Origin of the sequence: uncultured Clostridium sp., from assembly GCF_910588715.1 — a bacterium.
Taxonomy (GTDB): Bacteria; Bacillota; Clostridia; order Clostridiales; family Clostridiaceae; genus Clostridium.
The window spans coordinates 109366-127308 of the sequence record NZ_CAJURG010000004.1 but is presented as its reverse complement, the minus strand read 5'-3'; the positions used below and the strand labels follow the sequence as shown (position 1 = coordinate 127308).

Here is a 17943-nt window from a genome sequence, read left to right as displayed (position 1 = left end):
GAAAACCGGCGTGCGTGTGAGCGTACCCAGGGTTCGAATCCCTGTCTCTCCGCCAAAAGCTTCTAGCAATTGCTAGAAGCTTTTTTTATATCTGTATATGGGTTTATAAGTTAAAAAAATCGCAAAAAATTTTGCAAAAAAATTAACAAAAAATGTTGACATAATATATATCGTGCTGGTATAATAATAATTGTTCCGAGGAGAGATGGTCGAGTTGGTTTAAGGCACCGGTCTTGAAAACCGGCGTGCGTGTGAGCGTACCCAGGGTTCGAATCCCTGTCTCTCCGCCATAAGTGGAGAATTACTCAAGTGGCTAAAGAGGCTCCCCTGCTAAGGGAGTAGGCTGGATAAAACTGGTGCGAGGGTTCGAATCCCTTGTTCTCCGCCAAAAGCATCTAACAAAAGTTAGATGCTTTTTTGTTTATAAAAATTTTTAGTTTAGTTAATTACTTTATTTTTTTAAAATTTATTCCAATTTTTCTACAATTAATAATTGTAAACGTAATTCTTAAATGGTATACTTTTATTAGTTAAATTAGTACAAACTTATTATTGGGAGGTAACAAATGGAAAAGAAATATGTAATAGGTGTAGATTTAGGGGGAACTAAAATCTATACAGCTTTAGTAGATTTAGAGGGGAACATTATAAAAGAAAAAACAGTTGAAACATTAGCTCACGAAGGTGAACAAGCTGTTATGGGAAGAATAATAGATACTATAAATTATGTTATAGATGGAACTGATAAAGATTTAATAAGAGCAATTGGAATCGGTTCTCCTGGTCCATTAGATGTAAAAAATGGTGTAATTATTGAAACTGCAAATTTACCATTTAAGAATTTTGAGATAGTTAAAACTATAAAAGAAGAATATGAACTACCAACTTATTTAGATAATGATGCTAACGTAGCAACATTAGGAGAATTTATGTTTGGTGCAGGAAAAGGTACTGAAAACATGGTATTTATTACAGCTAGTACTGGAATCGGTGGAGGAGCTGTATTAAATGGTAAATTATTTAGAGGAGCAACTGGAAATGCTTTAGAAGTTGGACATATGACAGTATCAACAGAAGGACCTAGATGTGGATGTGGAAATTTAGGATGTGCAGAAGCTTTAGGTTCAGGTACAGCAATTGGAAGAAGAGCTAAGGAAGCTGTATCAACTAATGTTAAGACTTCATTAAAGAATTATGATAATGTTACATCTAAAGAAGTATTTAAGGAAGCTGCAAATGGAGATAGAGTTGCTAAAAATATATTAAACACTTCATTAACTTATCTTGGAATTGCTGTAGCTAACACAATAACAAACTTTGATCCAGAAAAAGTTGTTGTTGGTGGTGGAGTAGTTAATGGTGGAGATATAGTTATCGATACTATAAGAAATGTTGTTGAAGAAAGATGTATGGCTGCATTCGTTGAAAATTGTAAAATCGAAAAGGCTGTATTAGGTGGAAAAGCAGGAGTATTAGGAGCTGCCGCTTTAGCTATTACTGAAAGATAATAATTTATATATTAGACTACAATACATTAAGAGAAAATCTTTATGTATTGTAGTTTTTTTATTTAGTGAAATTTACAATAAATTATTGTTGGTAAAATATTCAAATAGTAGTATTCTTAAATAAGAGGGAGGGGATAATATGATTTATGGAGATAAAGTATATTTAAGAGAAATATTAAAGGAAGATATTGATGAAGCTTATAATTTATGTTCAGATAGTGAAGTATTAAAATATAACGGTAATGAATATGGAACGTTGTCTAAAAGATATATAATTGAACATTTAAAATATTTAAATATACCTTCAAGAAGAAATTACGTAATAATTAATAAGCAAGGAAATATTGTGGGAATAATTATTTATTCTGAAGATAAATATTCAAGAAGTGTTTATAATATTAGTTTAACAATAGGTAAAAAGTATTGGCGAAAGGGATATGGAACTGATTCGATAAAGGCAGTTTTAAGGTATTTGTTTTCAAAAAGAAGAGCACACAAGGTTGAACTTGAAGTAGTTAGAGAAAATGAAGCAGCAGTATTATGCTATAAAAAATGTGGGTTTATTGAAGAAGGGCTAAGAAGAAAAAAATATTATTATAAGGGGGAATATTTAGATACCATTGTAATGGGAATACTTAAAGAAGAATTTGAAAATTAAGGAGATATATATGGGCATTAGATTTGTTTTTGGAAGAGCTGGTGCAGGTAAAAGTTATTATTGCTTAAATCAAATAAAGAAAAAATTAAATAATGATAAAAATAATAAATTAATAATGCTTGTACCAGATCAATACACATTTCAAACTGAAAAAAAGTTATTGCAATATGCTGGGGAAAAGTCGTTGCTTAGGGCAGAAGTTTTAAGTTTTAAAAGAATGGCAACAAGAGTTTTTGATAAGTGTGGTGGAAGAGCATTAAATGTAATTGAAGATTCGGGAAAGAATATGCTTATTTATAAATTGTTAAAAGATAAAGGTGAGGAGCTTCAATATTTTAATAGAATAAGCAATAAACGAGGATTTGTCGGAATAGTATCAAAGTCAATTACTGAATTTAAAAAATATAATATTTCCGAAGAAATATTAAAAGAAAAAGAATTACAAATAGATAATAGAGATTTACAAGAGAAAATAAGTGATTTAGCTTCTATTTATGAAACATTCAATGAAAGTTTGCACAAGGGATATATAGATTCTGAAGACATATTATCTATTTTAGGTAAAAAACTAAAAGAATGTGATTTATATAAAGATGCTGAAATTTGGGTAGATGAATTTACAACATTTACTCCACAGCAATTAGAAGTATTAAGAGTATTAGCAAAACAATGTAAGAATGTTAATATTACTTTGTGTAGCGATGGAGAAATTCAATTTATTGAAGGTGAAACTGATATATTTGATGTAATTAAAAATACAGAAAATAGAATTTTAAAAATAATGAGCGAAGATAATATTTTTTATAAAGAACCTGTTAATTTAAATAAGAAAAATATTTATAGATTTAAGGATAGTAAAGAACTTGGGCATATAGAAAAGTATTTCTTTAATTATCCTTTTAAAATATATGAGGATAAGTGTAAGGATATTAGATTATATAAGGCAAATAACAATTATTCTGAAATAGAATGGGTAGCAAAGGATATATTAAGGCTTGTTAGAGATAAGGGATATAGGTATAAAGATATTGCTGTTGTTTGTAGAGAAATTGATAGCTACGATAAAATAACTTCAGTTATATTTAATGAATATAATATTCCATATTTTTTAGATAAAAAAAGAGATATATTAAGTAATCCTTTAATTGTATTAATAATATCTTCTTTAGAAATATTAACTACAAATTGGTCTTATGAAAGTGTTTTTAAGTATGTGAAAAGTGGGCTTATAAATTTAGAAGTAAATTTTATTGATAAATTAGAAAATTATATTTTAGCTAATGGAATAAAGGGATATAAATGGACTAGGGATTTAATAATATCTCAAGATAAAGAGCTTACACAAGAAGAAATTGAAATTTTTGAATACATGGAGGAAATCAGAAGACCAATAATTAATTTATATAATAAAATAAAGGGTGATGTTACAGTAAGAAAATACTGCATTGCTTTATATGAATTTTTAATAGAAATAAATGCTTTTGAAATCATGGATAAGTGGCTTGAAGATTTTAATGATAAGGGAATGCAAGACAAAATTAAAGAATATACTCAAGTACCATCTATAGTAATGGATATGTTAGATCAAGCTGTAGAAGTTTTAGGAAATGAAGTGGTTGATTTAAAAACATTTTCTAAAATATTAACATCAGGATTTGAAGAAAAAGAAATTGGTGTAATTCCAATGGCATTAGATCAAGTAAATATAGGTGATATAGCTAGAATAAAGGGTAGAGATGTAAAAGCACTTTATATAGTAGGTGTTAATGATGGTGTATTACCATCAACAAATAAAGATGAGGGAATATTATCTGATGAAGATAGAATTCAACTTAAAAGTATAGGAATTGAACTTGCTAGTGATACAAGAAGTAGAGTATTTGAAGAGCAATTTATGGTTTATACTGCATTAACAATACCATCAAATTATTTAGCAATTACTTATCCTATGGCAGACTTTGAGGGTAAATCCTTAAGACCATCAATAATCATACCTAGACTAAAAAAGATTCTTCCAAGGCTCAAAGAAGAAAGTGAAAGATTTAGTAATAACTTATTTATTGATACATATCCTGACATAACTGCACCAGTCCCAACATTTAATAAGCTTATAGAAGCTTTAAGAAAAAAATATGAAGATGAAGAAGAATTTGAAGGTTATTGGGAAGAGGTGCATAAGTGGTTTGAAGAAAATCATGAATTTAAAGATAAAACAAAAATTATTTTTAATGGATTGCACTATACTAACTTAATTGAAAAAATACCGAGAGAAAAAATAAAGAGACTATATAGTAACGATAATGGAAGATTAATGTTTAGTGTTTCTAGAATAGAAAAGTATGCACAATGTCCATTTAGTTATTACGTTCAATATGGATTAAAGGCTAAGGATAGAAAGTTATATGAATTTACTGCACCAGATTTAGGTTCATTTATGCATGATATATTAGATCAATTTACAAATAAAATAAAAAAAGAAAATATATTATGGGGAGATTTAACAAGAGATAAATGTGCTGAAATAGTTAATGAACTTGTTAATATTAAGCTTAAAAATGAAACTAACTCTATATTAAATAGTAATAAAAAATATCAGTATTTCTCAGAAAGATTTAAAAAGACTATTACTAAATCTGTAACAGTAATATCAGAACAAATGAGAAAAGGTGAGTTTGACATATTTAAAAGTGAATTTGATTTTGGAGATTTTAAAGATTCAGAACCAATAAAGTTAGAATTACCTTCAAAAGAAACAGTATATTTAAAAGGTAGAGTTGATAGGATTGACAAAGTAGATTTAAATGGAGAAACCTACATAAGAATTGTTGATTATAAATCTGGCTCTAAAAGTTTTGATTTAAATGAATTATATTATGGTCTTCAAATACAATTATTAGTTTATTTAGATGCAATATTAAAATCTGCAGATAAAATTTTAAAAACACAATATATGCCTGGAGGAATATTATATTTTAAGATTGATAATCCAATTATTAAATCAAAAAAAGCTTTAACAGAAGAGGAAATTCAAACTGAAGTATTAAAAAAATTGAAGATGGATGGATTATTATTAAAAAATGCAGAACTTGTTAAATTAATGGATAAAGACATGGAAACATACTCGCTAATTATTCCAGCTGCATTTAAAAAAGATGGAGATTTTACAAGCACAAGTTCTGTAGTTACAGAAGAACAATTTGAATTATTAAGAAAATATGTTAATGATAAAATGATTGAAATATGTGAAGAAATGCTTAGTGGTGATGTTAAAATAGAACCTTGTAAATCATCAAAAGTAACATATTGTGATTATTGTGATTATTCATCAATCTGTCAATTTGATACTTCAATAAAAGATAATAAATATAAAATAATATTAAAAAAGAAAAAAGATGATTTATGGAATGCAATGAATAATAAAATAAATGCAGAGGAGATTAGAGATGGGAGAGACTAAATGGACAAATGAACAACTTCAAGCAATAGAAACAAGAAATTGTAACTTACTTGTAGCAGCAGCTGCTGGCTCAGGAAAGACTGCTGTTTTAGTTGAAAGAATCATAAGAATTATAACAAATGAAGAAACTCCTGTGGATATTGATAAGCTTTTAGTTGTTACATTTACAAGTGCAGCAGCATCAGAAATGAGGGAGAGAATAGCAGCAGCTATATCTAAAGAATTAGAGAAAAAGCCTAACTCTAAAAATCTTCAAAGGCAACTTACTTTATTAGGTAGAGCAAATATTACTACTATGCATTCTTTTTGTTTAGATGTAATTAAAAATTATTTTTATACTATAGACTTAGATCCTAGTTTTAGAATTAGTGATGAAACAGAAGCAAGTTTAATGAAAAATGAAATAATTGAGGAGCTTTTTGAAGAATACTACGAAGAAGAAAATGAAAACTTTAAGGAATTAATAGAAGCATATAGTGGTTCTAAGGATGATGAAAAATTAAAAGAAATGATACTTTCTTTATATAGATTTTCTATGAGTGGGCCTTGGCCAGAAAAATGGCTTATTGAAAAGGCTGAAGCATTCAATATTAGTACTTTAGAAGAGCTTGATAATAGTGAGTGGGTAAGTGTTCTAAGAGAAAGCTTAAAAGTAGAATTATCAGGATTTTTAAATATGTATAGAAAAGCAATTGATATAATTAATGATACTGATGGTTTAGAGCCATATTTAGATGCCTTTAATAGTGATTATAATTATTTAATAATGGCTTATGAAAGTTTAGGGTGTGGCTTAAATGATATTTATACTGCTTTAAATTCTATTTCTTTTATTAAGTTAAAGACGGTTAAGAAAAACCAAGTTTCAGATGAGGATGCTCAAAACTCAGTTAAAAGCATAAGAGATTCTGTTAAGAAAAAAATAAAATTATTAATTGAAAGTACCTTTGAATTTACACCACAAGAAGCTTTAGATGGAATAATAAATGTATATCCTTTTATGAAGACTTTAGTAAATATAACTCTTGAATTTTCAAAAAGGTTTGAGGAAAAGAAAAGGGAAAAAAATATATTAGACTTTAATGATTTAGAGCATCTTTGTTTAAAAATATTAATTAATAAGGATGAAAATAATAATATTATTCCATCTAAAGTTGCAGAACATTTTATGGAGTTTTTTGATGAGGTATTAGTAGATGAATATCAAGATTCTAATAACGTTCAAGAAACTATAATAGATTTAGTTTCAAGAAGAAAATTTAAAGAATCTAATGTATTTATGGTTGGAGATGTTAAGCAAAGTATATATAGATTTAGACAGGCAAAACCAGAACTATTTTTAGATAAATATAATAGATATTCTTTAGAAGAAGGAAGTAAAGATAGAAAAATTCAACTATATAAAAATTTTAGAAGCAGAGAAGAAGTTATTGATGCTGTAAATTATATATTTAAGACTGTTATGTCTAATACAGTAGGTGAAATTGAATATACTGATGAAGAAGCCTTAAACTTAGGTGCAAATTTTAAAGAAGTTACTGATGAAGAATCAGTAATAGGTGGAGAAACTGAACTTCATATATTAGATAAATCAGGTATTATTAAAGAAGAAGAGCTTTTATATGAAGAAGAGGAAGAAGGAAACAAAAAAGAAGAGGAAGAAGACTTAGATGCTATTACTCTTGAAGCAAAAATTGTTGCAAAAAGAATACATGAATTGTTTGAAAGCAAGGACGGAAAAAAATTTAAGGTATTTGATAAAGATATTAATGAATATAGAGATATTAAATACAAAGATATAGTTATTCTTTTAAGAGCAACAAAAAATTGGTCAGAAATATTTTTAGATGAGTTAGGTTCAAAGGGAATTCCTGTTTATGCTGATACGGGTAGTGGATATTTTGAATCTATTGAAATTAGAACTATAATGTCCTTACTAAAAATAATAGATAATCCACTTCAAGATGTGCCAATGATAGCAACGTTAAGGTCGCCTATATGCGGATTTAATGCTGAAGAATTAAGTGATTTAAGATTATTAAATAAGGATTTATATTTTTATGAAATAATAAAGGAAATTCATGAAGAAAATTTAACAGTAAATGAAGAGTTGAAATTAAAATGCGATACTTTTGTTGAAAACTTATCTAAGTGGAGAGAAAGGGCAATATATACTCCAATAGATGAATTTATTTGGTATCTTTATATGGATACTGCATTTTATGGATATGTAGGAGCAATGCCTAATGGAAAGTTAAGACAGGCAAATTTAAAAATTCTTTTTCAAAGAGCAAAACAATATGAAAGCACAAGCTTTAAAGGATTATTTAATTTTATAAATTTTATAAATAAGTTAAGAAAATCTTCTGGAGATATGGGAAGTGCTAAGGTTCTTGGAGAAAATGAAGATGTAGTAAGAATTATGAGTATTCATAAGAGTAAAGGACTTGAGTTTCCAGTAGTATTTGCTAGTGGAATGGGTAAACAATTTAATTTAATGGATTTAACAAATTCTGTTTTATATCATGAAGAATTAGGCTTTGGTCCTAGTTATGTTAATTTAGAAACTAGAAATTCATATTCAACTTTAGCAAAGGAAGCTATAAGGAAAAAAGTAAAACTAGAAACTTTATCAGAAGAAATGAGAATACTTTATGTTGCCTTTACTAGAGCAAAGGAAAAATTAATTATTACTGGAGCAACTAGCAATTTGGAAAAATCAATTAAGAGTTGGATTTCATCAGCTTCATTAGATAAAAATATAATTTTACCATCAGAAGTTTTAAAGGGAAAGTCATATTTAGATTGGATTGCTATGGCACTATGTAAACATGCTTGTGGAAAAAAATTAAGAGGGGTTACAGGAGCCACTATAGATTTAATTAATGATGAAAGGTCTAAATGGAACATAAAGTTCTGGACAAAAGACTTACTAACGGTGGATAAATCTTTAGAGGCTGTGGATAACTTTGAAGAAAGTGAAAAATCTAATGATTTTAAAAATGTTATTATTAATAAAGAAATAAAGAGAAGGCTTGATTATAAATATAAGTTTATAGAAGGTGCAATGTTACCAAGTAATATTTCAGTGTCAGATTTAAAGAAAAAGGAATTTACTTATGGTGATGAGATACATGATACAGTAGAAGTATTTAAAGAAAAAGAGGTTTTAAAACCTAAATTTTTAAAAGAAGAGAAAGGATTATCTTCTGCTGAAAGAGGAACTGTTATTCATTATGTTATGCAAAGGCTTAATTATGATAGAGCAAATTCAATTAATGAAATTAAATTACAAATAGAAGAAATGGTTTTAGATAATTCATTAACAGAAAGAGAGGCATCATCTATATGGTATAAAAAAATATATAATTTCTTTAATAGTAAATTAGGTAAAAGATTATTAAAAGCTTATAAAGAGGACAGATTAATAAAAAGAGAGTTGCCTTTCTTTACAGAATTAAGTAGTGTGGAGTATGATTTAGAGTTAAATAAGGATATTTATAGTGATGAAAAGATCAGACTTCAAGGGATAATAGATTGTTTCTTTGAAGAAGAGGATGGAATAGTTCTTTTAGATTATAAGACTGATTATGTTGAAGAAGGAAAAATTGATGTTATAGTTGAAAAATATAAAACTCAACTTAATTATTATAAAAATGCTTTAGAAAAAATAACGGAAAAGAAAGTTAAGGAAGGTTATTTATATTTGTTTAGCATAGATAAAGAAATAAAATTAGAAATTTAATTTTTAAATTAAAAAGGATTTATATAAATGATATCTATTTATATAAATCTTTTTTGTTTTAAACTTTACCATAAACATTTATTTTAATAAATTGATATATTTTGAATTAAAGTAAATAACATTTATTTGAACATTTTTTTTTTGTTAAAATTACCTTATATTTGAATAAGGAGGGGATTTTATGAATATCGATTTATATTTAAACTTAAAATCAGTTTTAAACATTTATGATGAATATCAAACAAAATTCAAAGAATGTGAGGAGAAACTATCTGAGAAAAAAAGTCAAGATGATAAACATTATTATGATTATCTTGATTTAATATCTACAACTAAGGAGTTAATTGAAGATATTAAAGAAGCACTTAATTTAATAAATGGTAGAGGTAAAGATAACTGTTTTGAATTATTAGATGAACTAAAAAATAAGTGTGAAGCTTATGAAAAAAACGGAAATAAGATTGCAAATATTTATAATGATATATATAATAAGAAAATTTTAATAAATAATTCTTATTTTTCTTCAAATGTATTGTCTGAAATCTTAATTACAAAAAGTTTTTTTGAAGAAGTAAAATATAAATTAGAAAGTGAATATATAAAATTAGCTAAATTTATTATCGATAATAATATTAAAAGCAATCAACTAGCTGAGAATAAAGTAAGTATGTTTATTTAGAACTTATATTTTATTTGGTAAAAAATTAAAATAAGCTGTATCTAAATTTGTATTGATACAGCTTATTTTTAAAATATTTATTTAATTTAGGTAATTTATTTGTTCATCTTTTATGAAAGGATATGTTATAAGTTGATTTCCATCTAAATCTTCTTTATTCATATCTACTGCTGTTATTTGATGATTATCATAAGCAGTATAATAATAAATTCCTTTATTAGCATTACAACATGATGAATAAAGCGTTATTTCAAACTTATCATCACCTAAATTACAACAACCTCTTTGTTGATCAACTGAGTGAAGAATATGGAAAAATTGACTTACGCTTTCCTTTTCATCATCACTAGAAGTAGAATTCATTTTAGTAAATGCTACTCTTACAAATCTAGATTGTGAAGATAAATCACCAGGAAGTCCTATTCCACCCATTCCACGACTATAACTATCTAAGTTTAAGTCATTACTAAATGTATTTTCAGGGGATTTTGGAGAAAGACCTCTATAATTATTTAATGAAAATAATTGTTTATCAAAAGTAGGATTATTAGTTAAAATACCTACAGGATTATCGTAAACTTTAATTCCTTCTAAAACTGATTCTACCGTAATAGATTCTTTACTGTCTGAAATAATCCAATGCAACTCTGCAAGAGGTAATTTATCGTTAAATTGAACATTTAACATATTCATTTTTTCAATTAAAGCTCTTGCTTCTTTTACAGTAGAACATTGACATAGAATCCATGGAATAAATTCAAACGGAGTTATGTTATCTTTGTCAGATACTTTTTCTTTGTAGTTAGCATTTCCAACAAAATTTAATCCTGCAATTCCTAACCCTTTTTCATTGATACCATCATAATATAATGGATAATCATCAACAACAAATGCCATTCCAATTATCGCATAATGAGATTTCATACTATCCATTTCTTTAAAAGTAAATTCAAAATTTCTTGGAGTTATTGTTATTTCATTGTTATACGAAAATTCGTAATCTAAGTTTCTACCAAAATAAAAGTCTTTTGTTTTATAAGTCGCTGCTGTACACATAAATTTCCTCCATATATCAATAATATTTATTTTCTACCATAGTATTAATAGATATACATTAATTTTTATTAGATTTTTAATTGTGTAGAGCAAAGGAAGTATAATTATTTTTATGAGTTTATTAACAATATAACAATTAAATATAAAACTTTTAAATAAAGTTTTCAGCAATTTTCAAAAGAGTTTCTTTATTATTTAAACTTTTATCATCTAACACTTTTTCTAATAAAAATAGTAGTATTTCTCCAATGATTTTGCCAGGGTTAAGATTTAAATGATTCATTAAATCTGCACCTGTAATAGCTAAATCTTTTATATAAAGTGGCTCATTATTTTCAAGTATTTTTTGAACTTTATTAGAAATATAATCAATTTTCTTTAAAAAGGGAGCAGGACTCCAAAGTGAGTTTGTATCCGCTTTTTGAAGTTCAAAAAGCGTAAATATATTTTCGCTTCCAACACGTATTAATAATCTTTTAATTTCACCATCTGTAGGCATATAATTTACATCTAATACTAAATGATCATAAATAATTTTAGAAACTTTATCTATAGTTGAATTATCAAATTTAAGTCTTGATAATATTGGTTTGCATATAATTGCACCTTCCTTAGCGTGCCCGGGGAAATAATAATGACCATTAGGCAATTGTTTTAATGTATTAAGCTTACCAACATCATGGAAAAGTGCTGATAATCTTAAAATTAAATCATTGCTTGAAGTATTATTTATTACATTTAAAGTGTGACTAAAAACATCTTTATTATGATTATTACAAAGTGGAGTGTAATCAACTAAACTATAAATTTCGGGCAGAATTATTTCTAAAATTCTTGTATCTTTTAAGAGGGTTAATCCATCAGAAGGATTATCAGAAATTAGTATTTTACATAATTCATCTCTAATACGTTCCATACTAATATTTTTAATTAATTTATAGTTTTTCTTTATAGCTAAGTATGTTAGTGGTTCAATTTTAAATCCTAATTGACAACTAAATCTAATTGCACGTAACATTCTTAAGGCATCTTCTTGAAATCTTTTATTTGGATCACCTACTGCTTTAATTATTTTATTTTTTATATCATTTACTCCATTAAAATAATCTATAAACCCTTCTTTTTTATTATAAGCTAGAGCATTGACTGTAAAATCTCGCCTTGATAAATCTTCCTTTATACTTGAAACAAATTCAACAGATTCAGGATGACGATTATCTAAATAATTTCCTTCTGTTCTGTAAGTAGTAACTTCTAAATTTTCATTATCCAATACAATAGTAACTGTTCCATGTTTTATTCCAGTTGGAATTGTTTTATCAAATAGTGATTCTGTTACATTTGGAAGGGCAGAGGTTGTTATGTCATAATCTTTAGGTATAATTCCAAGTAAAGAATCTCTTACACAGCCCCCAACCATAAAAGCTTCATAATTATTTTTATAAAACGTATCTATAATAAATTGAACATTATCAGGTATATAAATAAACATAAAAATCATCCTCTAAATTAAGTTTTTATTAATCTAATTTTATCATAAAGATTGGTTAAAAAAGATAAAAGTAAAAAATAAAGGCAATATATTATGTCTTTAATATATTGCCTTTATTTTTTAATTAATTATAACTTTTGTGCCAAATTCGATATTATCATAAATCCATTTAGCATCTTCTGTTTTTAATCTAATACATCCATGAGAAGCTGGAGTTCCTAAAGTATTATCTACAACTTCACTTTGATCTTTGTTGTAAGGAACTGAATGGAATAAATAATCTCCATAAAATTGAACCCAATACTTTCCGCCTTGTTCATATTTATCTGAAAAGAACCACTCCCCTCTCTCACGAACATCAAAGATTCCAGGTGGTGTTTTTTCATCATCTACTCCTGTAGAACAGGTAAAGGATTTAATATTATCCCATTTGTTCATAGTTCCTTTATAAACATAAGTCATTTGTTCAGAAAGATTTACGTATACTAAATATGGAGTTAAACTTTCTATATTTAAAGTGTTTATATTATTAGTAGTAATTGATTGAAGCAATTGACTAGATGTTAAGGTTGAATTTTGATTATCATTAGAATCTATAGAAGCTAAATAATTTTCCTTAGCTTCAGTTATAGTGTTAATTTTACTAGTGATTTCAGCATCAGATTTTGAAATTATAGAAGTATCAGCACTAGATAACAAATTTATAGCCTTAGTATAATAATCATCTTTAACTAATTCATCTGCTTGTTTAAATAAGTTTTCCTTATAATCATTTTTACATTTTTCTATGTATTTATTTGCTTCATTATAATACTTTGAAGAGTCAGGGATTTTTTTTAGTAAGTTAATGGAAGTAATAAAATCACCATTATTACAATTATCTAATCCTAAATCTAAAATTGCTTTATAATCAGAATCACTTTCTGGAATATAGTTTTTATCTAATGAAATTATTAATTTATTCAAGGATGAATCTAATATGTTATAGCTTTTAATTTCATTTAAAATTACCAAGGACTTTGATTTATTTTCCTCAGTATTTAAAGAAGAATCACATAAGCCTTTTACTCTTGAAGAAAAATATTCATTTAAATCTTTATTTAAAGTTTTCTTCTTTAATTTTAAATAAAAATCATTACTTGCAATTATTTCTTTTGCAGAATCAAAATCATTATTATTAAATTTTGCAACAAACTCATTTGTAATTAAAGAGTATTTGTAATTTATATAATAATTAGCAGCAAATCCTATTAGAAATACAGCAAAAATAATTGTGAGAATTTTAAAAACACCTTTTTTAGGTTTTTGAAATAAATTTCTCAAAAAAAATACCTCCTTATTTTTTTATTATTAATAATTGACCAATTTCTTTATTTTTAAACATATTTAAGGGAAATTCATAAAAAGTACATAAGAAAATTTAGTAAAATATGTTATAATCAAAGTGTAAAAATATTAATATAGTATTTTTTAAAATTAAAATAATTATGTTTTATGGAGGAATTAATGAACGAGAAAATAAAAATGAGAAATAAATTTATTTTTAGTATTAATCCTAAGAAATACGTTTATTTATATAAGGATAAGTTAAGTAAGGCTTTTTTATATGTTTTAGTTCTTTCGCTTATAATTGGAGTTATCCAAGGAGTTATGAGTACTGTAATTATTTCAGGCTTAGAAAAAGCAACAGAAATGATTTTAAAACAAGATGAAGTTCAATTTGAAATGAAAAATGGATTATTAAGTTTTAAATCATCTCCTATAAAGGAAGAAGAAGGTCAAGTATTATTATATATAGATACAAATAAAAATTTAGATGAACTAGAATCTTTAAGAAGTATTACTGTTCACAAAGAAATGGTTACTGTATTACTTAAAGATGGATTTATGATTAAAGGTGGTTCAGAAAATATTATAGGCAAGTATTCAGAGTTAGGATTAGATAAAATTGATTTTGATAATAACTTTGTAATTTCTCTTTTAGAGAAGTTTGATGTAATTAAATATATAATCATTCCAATTATTATAATTTTCAATTTTGTTCAATTAATAATACAGGCTTTATTAATTTCATTAGTAGGTTTATTAAGCTCTTTACTTGGAAATAAAAAAGTCTCATATAATGAACTGTTAAAGCTTTCATTATATGCAGTTACTTTACCTGCAATAATTAATTTAATTTATCCGATTGGAGGATATTTTATTTTAATTGGAGGAATCATATTAATGTTTGGTTTAACTTATATATCTGTATATAATGAAAAACAAAACATATAAAATAATTAATTTAAATGAAAATATTTTAATTGTTGATAAATTCTAATTTTTGTGTTAACATAAATTTGTTAACACTATGGAGCGTTAGTTAAACGGATATAACACGCCGCTACGGACGGCGCATTAAGGGTTCGATTCCTTTACGCTCTGCCAAAAAAGAACTGTTGATTTTCAACAGTTCTTTTTTATTTATAAAATTTTATATTATAGGAAAACTATTCTTAGAGTTAGAATAAAGAGGAGAAAAATTATGATTGATATATTAATAAATCAAGTAGATGAACATAATGAAAGTAATATCCTAGCAACTCAAGAATTTAATCCTAGCACAGTCTATTTTATAAAAGATAAAGATTCTGAAGAAAAAATGAAAACTCTTAAATTATATTATGAAAAAAATTTTCCCAAAATTAAGATTGAAGAATTTTCAGTTGAAGAAGGAGATAAAGAAGGATTAGAAAAAATAATAAAAAATATAAAAGATAAGAATGTTTTAATTAATTTAACTGGTGGAAATAAAATAAATTCTTTAATTTTATTAGAGCTTTGTATAAGAGAAAATCTTATAGCTTTATATATAGATATCAAGAAAAAAGTTATGTATGAATTTAAGGAAAGTATAATAATACATAAAAAGACTTTTGAAGATTTAGAAATTGATGATATTGTTAAGGCTTCTGGAGGAAAAATAGTTGAAGATTCTTCAGAATTATGTAATAAAAAAGATTTAATTTATTTTGCAGAAAAAATATCTAGCAATTTGGAATTATGGCATAAATATAAACAACAATTATATGATGCAAGTATATTTGAACATGATAGTATGGAACAACAAAGAATATATATTCATACTAAAGCTTTAGAAAATGAAGAAGTTAATTTATTAGATAAAATATTATTAAAATTAAAAGAAATGAAGGAAATTAATTATAAAAAGCAAGATGATAAAATAACTGTTAATTTTAATAATGACTATTTAAAGGCTTTTATATTCAAAAGTGGAACATGGTTAGAAATAGAGACAAATAAATTAATTAATAAAATTGAAGAGGTTGATGAAGCTAAAAATGGAGTTATGTTTTTATGGAATGATGCAAATCAATCTGTTAGAAATGAACTTGATGTAGTAGCAGTAAAAGATTCGGTTCCAATTTTTATTTCCTGTAAAGATAGTGATAAATATAATGAAATGGCTTTAAATGAATTAAATGTATATGCCTCTAAGTTTGGTGGAGAAAATTCATATAAAATTTTGGTTGCAACAAAAGAACCAATTAAATCTCCAGTAAAAATAAGGGCAAAAGAGATGGGAATTAATTTAATTATTTTTGATGGAAATGAAGAAAAATTTATTAAAGAAGTCAAGAAAATAATAAATAACTAAAGTGCAATGCACTTTAGTTAAATTTTTTCTCCTATTTTTTCACCCATAATAACTTTTGTTTCAAATCCAAAGGATGATTGGATAAGTATATCATCATCTATGGTTACTGTATTTTCTTTAAAGAAAAGAATAGTAGTAGAACCACCAAATTTAAAATAAGACTTTTCATCTCCCTTAGAAACTTTTTTATTAGGCTCATAAGTTTGAACTATAGAGCCAACACAAGTTGCCCCTACTTCCATAAGAATTACATCACCAAAATTTTCTGAGTGAAAAATTGACCATTCACGTTTGTTTTGACAATATAACTTAGGGATTCTTTCTAAGGCCGTAGGATTAACAGAATAGTAATTTCCATTAACTATATTTGATTTTTCAGGAATACCATCATCAATAAAGTGTAATCTATGATAATCAACTGGACATAATCTTAAAACTAAACATGTTCCACCAGCATATTCATTTGCAATAGGATTATCTTCTAATAATTCGGAAAGACTATAGGTTATTCCTTTTACCTGTATTAAAGAATTTATATCAATATTAGTATAAGCTAACAAACGCCCATCTCCAGGAGATATTAATATATTTTTATCTTTATTAATAGGTCTAGATTCCGGAGTTAGCTTTCTTATAAAAAAATCATTAAAGCTTTTAAAGTCAGAAGGGTCATTGGTAAATATATCGGTATCAATATTAAAATTTTTAATAAATGAATTAATTTTTTTAACACTTAATTTACTGTCACAAAAGTTACCGTATAATTTAGAAAAAAGTTTTCTTTTTATAAACAATTCTACAAAACTTTTTCCTATTGGAGATTCATAAGCCCACTTTATATATTTGTCTCCAGCAACATTTTCAGTATCATATTTATTTGTTTTTCTATTATAAACCTGTATCATAAATTTACCTCATAAATTTTTATAGTTAGAAAATACCATTATCTATTATAATCAAATATACAATAATATTCTTATAATATATTAACATATTTTTATTTATTAATTCATTAACATTATATAATATGAAATTTGTTAAAAATATAAATATAAAACTTTAAAGTAGTTTTTAAAAAAGTAATTTGATAAATTGGAGAGGAGAAAAGCATTTGGAAATAAAAATAATAAATGCAACTATAGATATTTTTAGAGAAAAGGGAGTTAAATTTACAATGGATGATATTGCAAATAAGTTATCTGTTAGCAAAAGAACCCTTTATGAAAATATAGATAGTAAAGAAAAATTATTAGATTTATTAGTTGATGAAGTATTTGATTCAATTAAAGAACAAGGGAAAATGATAATTGCAGATGATAGTATAGGTGATTTAGAAAAGCTAAAAAGACTTTTAACAATAATTCCAACTTCATATAATACTATTGATTATACTAAAATACATGAGATAAATAAGTTTTATCCAAATATTTATGAAAAAATAATTAATAGATTAGAAACAGGCTGGGAGCCAACAAAGATATTAATAAATAATTGTATTGAAAAAGGAATAATTAAAAAAGTAAATTTATCACTTATGAAGAGAATTTTAATTGGTAGCATTAGAACAATAATCGAAGATAATAATTTACATAAAGAAAATTTAGATTATGAAGAATCTATGAAAAAAATTGTAGATATAATGTTTGATGGATTAGTAATTAAATGAAAACTATGCACTTAATTATTA

The 17943-nt window shown here is 25.6% G+C and carries 12 protein-coding genes and 3 tRNA genes; 11 read left to right on the top strand and 4 right to left on the bottom strand.

From position 1 onward, the window contains the following. The first annotated feature begins 199 nt into the window (after window positions 1-199). The 7 genes from QZ321_RS08440 (at window position 200) to QZ321_RS08410 (ending at window position 10047) form a co-directional block, all read left to right on the top strand. A tRNA-Ser gene (locus QZ321_RS08440) sits at window positions 200-290 on the top strand. Between the two features lie 5 nt (window positions 291-295). After that, window positions 296-388: transfer RNA gene (locus tag QZ321_RS08435), tRNA-Ser, on the top strand. Between the two features lie 178 nt (window positions 389-566). After that, on the top strand, window positions 567-1508 hold the full coding sequence (locus QZ321_RS08430) for an ROK family protein (protein WP_291750057.1): 942 nt from the start codon (window positions 567-569) through the stop codon (window positions 1506-1508). Between the two features lie 139 nt (window positions 1509-1647). Next, window positions 1648-2166: a GNAT family protein gene (locus QZ321_RS08425; RefSeq protein WP_291740230.1), complete on the top strand. Its 519-nt coding sequence runs from the start codon at window positions 1648-1650 to the stop codon at window positions 2164-2166. A 10-nt stretch (window positions 2167-2176) separates the two neighbouring features. After that, entirely contained in the window at window positions 2177-5623 is a 3447-nt protein-coding gene (addB, locus tag QZ321_RS08420) for a helicase-exonuclease AddAB subunit AddB (RefSeq protein ID WP_291750054.1), read from the top strand. After that, window positions 5610-9368, top strand: a complete 3759-nt coding sequence (gene addA / locus QZ321_RS08415; RefSeq protein ID WP_291750052.1) for a helicase-exonuclease AddAB subunit AddA — start codon at window positions 5610-5612, stop codon at window positions 9366-9368. The genes addB and addA overlap by 14 nt, the downstream gene beginning before the upstream one ends. Window positions 9369-9549: 181 nt before the next feature. Beyond that, window positions 9550-10047 carry a hypothetical protein gene (locus tag QZ321_RS08410; protein ID WP_291750050.1) on the top strand — a complete coding sequence of 166 codons (498 nt, stop codon included), beginning with the start codon at window positions 9550-9552 and terminating at the stop codon, window positions 10045-10047. A gap of 81 nt (window positions 10048-10128) precedes the next feature. Here QZ321_RS08410 and bsh read toward each other — a convergent pair whose 3' ends face one another. The 3 genes from bsh to QZ321_RS08395 all read right to left on the bottom strand — a co-directional run bounded on the left by bsh (window position 10129) and on the right by QZ321_RS08395 (window position 13918). Then, entirely contained in the window at window positions 10129-11103 is a 975-nt protein-coding gene (gene bsh / locus QZ321_RS08405) for a choloylglycine hydrolase (RefSeq protein WP_291750047.1), read from the bottom strand. Between the two features lie 151 nt (window positions 11104-11254). After that, window positions 11255-12595: an HD domain-containing protein gene (locus QZ321_RS08400; protein WP_291750043.1), complete on the bottom strand. Its 1341-nt coding sequence runs from the start codon at window positions 12593-12595 to the stop codon at window positions 11255-11257. Window positions 12596-12715: 120 nt separating this feature from the next. Further along, a complete protein-coding gene (locus QZ321_RS08395) occupies window positions 12716-13918 on the bottom strand; it encodes a L,D-transpeptidase (RefSeq protein ID WP_291750040.1) in 1203 nt (400 codons plus the stop codon). 183 nt (window positions 13919-14101) lie between these two features. Between QZ321_RS08395 and QZ321_RS08390 the strand changes: the two genes are divergently transcribed. The 3 genes from QZ321_RS08390 (at window position 14102) to QZ321_RS08380 (ending at window position 16256) form a co-directional block, all read left to right on the top strand. Continuing rightward, on the top strand, window positions 14102-14872 hold the full coding sequence (locus tag QZ321_RS08390) for a DUF1189 family protein (protein WP_291750037.1): 771 nt from the start codon (window positions 14102-14104) through the stop codon (window positions 14870-14872). Between the two features lie 78 nt (window positions 14873-14950). Then, a tRNA-Arg gene (locus QZ321_RS08385) sits at window positions 14951-15025 on the top strand. 97 nt (window positions 15026-15122) lie between these two features. Beyond that, window positions 15123-16256 (top strand): DUF1887 family CARF protein, encoded by a 1134-nt coding sequence (locus QZ321_RS08380; RefSeq protein WP_291750034.1) that lies wholly within the window; start codon window positions 15123-15125, stop codon window positions 16254-16256. A gap of 17 nt (window positions 16257-16273) precedes the next feature. Here QZ321_RS08380 and QZ321_RS08375 read toward each other — a convergent pair whose 3' ends face one another. Continuing rightward, window positions 16274-17161, bottom strand: coding sequence for a phosphatidylserine decarboxylase (locus tag QZ321_RS08375; protein WP_291750031.1), 888 nt, complete (start codon window positions 17159-17161; stop codon window positions 16274-16276). 206 nt (window positions 17162-17367) lie between these two features. Here QZ321_RS08375 and QZ321_RS08370 point away from each other — a divergent pair, with 206 nt between their 5' ends. After that, entirely contained in the window at window positions 17368-17922 is a 555-nt protein-coding gene (locus QZ321_RS08370; RefSeq protein WP_291750027.1) for a TetR/AcrR family transcriptional regulator, read from the top strand. Window positions 17923-17943: the final 21 nt, after the last annotated feature.